Source organism: Mucilaginibacter sp. P5_A6, from assembly GCF_056400585.1.
In genome coordinates this window covers 1-2353 of the sequence record NZ_JBFUKZ010000076.1, presented here as the reverse complement: position 1 = coordinate 2353, position 2353 = coordinate 1, and the positions used below count along the sequence as shown (strand labels likewise).

The following is a 2353-nucleotide window of genomic DNA, read 5'->3' as shown; positions in this document are numbered from 1 at the left end:
ATATAACCTTTTTAAGACTGAAAAACCTTATGCGGTTTTTTCAACAACAGATCACATTAATGTATTAATAGCAATGATAGCCTGTTTTATAAAGCTACCCCATTTAATTGCAAGGGCATCTAACAACCCTAAGCAGATGAGGGAGTTTTATGGCTTTAAGGCCAGGTTCTATAACTTTTTTTCAAGATTTTTATTCTTTAAGTTTAATTTCATTGTCTGTCAGTCAGAAGAAATGCGGCGCTCATTAGCAGCCTTATACCGTATTCGCCCTAGTAAGTTAATAGTCATCCATAATCCTGTTATCCAATCCTGTACTTTAAAAGATCGCCGTAACATATCAGGTTTAAAACGATTAGTTGTGGTTAGTCGTCTTTCAAGGGAAAAAGGTTTGTTTAGGTTGCTGGAAGTTATTAAGGATTTACCTCAAAATTACGTTTTAACAATTATTGGTGATGGCCCGCTGATGAATGCTCTTAAAGCACAGGTAAGCTCAAATGATCTTGAAAGCCGGGTGTTTTTTACTGGCAAAATAGAAAATGTCGCTTTAAAAGTTTCTCAACACGATTTGATGGTTTTGAGCTCGTTTACCGAGGGTTTTCCGAATGTACTCCTCGAATCATTATCTGTAGGAGTTCCGGTAGTTACTTTTAGGGTTGGTGGTGTTGCAGAATTGATTGAAGAGGGTTTCAACGGTTTTGTAGCCGAACAAAACGATGTTCTTAATTTAAAAAGACTAATTATTCGTGCATGTAATCAAACCTGGGAACATGATAAAATTAAAGCAGATATAATTAATCGGTTCGCACTGGATAAAATAGGACAGGCCTATGAAACTCTTCTGTTAAAATAAAGCAAATATTAATTTTTTATAAAACTTTCATCTTATGTGCGGTATATATGGGTCAACAGTTAACTATCCCGACGACGTAATACAGGCAAAATTAACGCGGGTACAATTCCGCGGCCCCGATTACTCTGGCTTTGAACGCTTCGGGCCTGTTATTTTAGGACATAATCGGCTTGCAATTGTTGATTTGGATCATCGCTCAGATCAGCCTTTTTCCTATAAACACCTTACGGTGGTATTTAATGGGGAAATATATAATTATAAAGAAATAAAAGCGACGCTGAGAGCCTTAGGCTATTCATTTTATACAGATTCGGATACAGAGGTGCTCGCGGCGGCATATCTTGAATATGGCGAGCGTTGTGTTTATCAATTTAATGGCATGTTTGCCTTTGTAATTTATAACACCAAAACGCAGCAGTTTTTTGGAGCCAGGGATAGACTTGGAAAAAAACCATTTTATTACGCCCATAGTGGCCTCGATTTTGAATTTGCCAGTCAGCCTTCGCAAATATATATTGGCCGGGATGTAACCCTGGATGATGAGGCAATAAATGAATATTTTATATGGGGGTATGTACCAGAACCCAAATCAGCCTGGAATGAGATCAAAAAACTTAAGGCTGGTTACACATTCACTTTTGATATAAATACAGGAAAATTTCAGACAGCGAAGTATTGGGACCTTGACCTTACCTATACAAACAAATATGAAGGATCATATTCTGAAGCTAAAACAGAACTCGGATTATTGTTAACAGATGCGGTTGATATTAGGATGCATGCAGATGTGAATCTGGGTGTGTTTCTTTCCGGAGGCATTGATTCTTCACTTATTGCAGCACTCGCAGCTCAGCATAGCGAGAAGGTTAAAACCTTTTGCATTAAATTTAATGAGAAAAGATTTGATGAAAGTGTATTTGCGGCTAATATAGCTAAACACCTTAAAACAGATCATCATACTATTGAATGCAATGCAAAAGAGGGTATGGATTTAATTGACAATTTTGGATCGTATTATGACGAGCCATTTGCGGATTCAAGCGCAATACCAACATTGTTATTAAGTAAATACACCAAAAAGCATGTCACAGTAGCCTTGAGCGGCGATGGGGGGGATGAAAGTTTTATGGGGTATAGCAGGTATAAATGGTTTAACATAGCCAATTATTTATTTGCCTATCCATTGCCGCTAAGAAAAGTAATAGCTAAAGTTTTAAGTGTTTCACCTAATTATCGTCACCAGCTTATTGCGTTAGGTATTTGTAATTCAAAAATAAGTTCTCTTTATGGATTAATGCTTGGTGGGCTTGAGTATTCATGGCTTAAACAGCCTGATACAGGCTTAGAAGTACCTTTCATGGATATCTGGTCGTCAAAATCAATGAGTATTTTACAAAAGATGTCGGCTTTTGATATTAAAACATATTTAAACGGCGATATAAATACAAAAGTTGATCGTGCCTCTATGGCATTTGCTGTAGAAGCCAGGGCGCCGCTAATGGA

Annotated in this window: 2 protein-coding genes; both read left to right on the top strand. The window is 37.2% G+C overall.

Annotation, left to right across the window (positions count from 1 at the left end):
* Positions 1–850: glycosyltransferase (locus tag AC1DO4_RS27735; RefSeq protein WP_477421016.1), on the top strand; the 850-nt coding region annotated here is incomplete at its 5' end.
* 34 nt (positions 851–884) lie between these two features.
* A partial coding sequence (asnB, locus tag AC1DO4_RS27730) for an asparagine synthase (glutamine-hydrolyzing) (RefSeq protein ID WP_477421015.1) occupies positions 885–2353 on the top strand: 1469 nt, incomplete at its 3' end.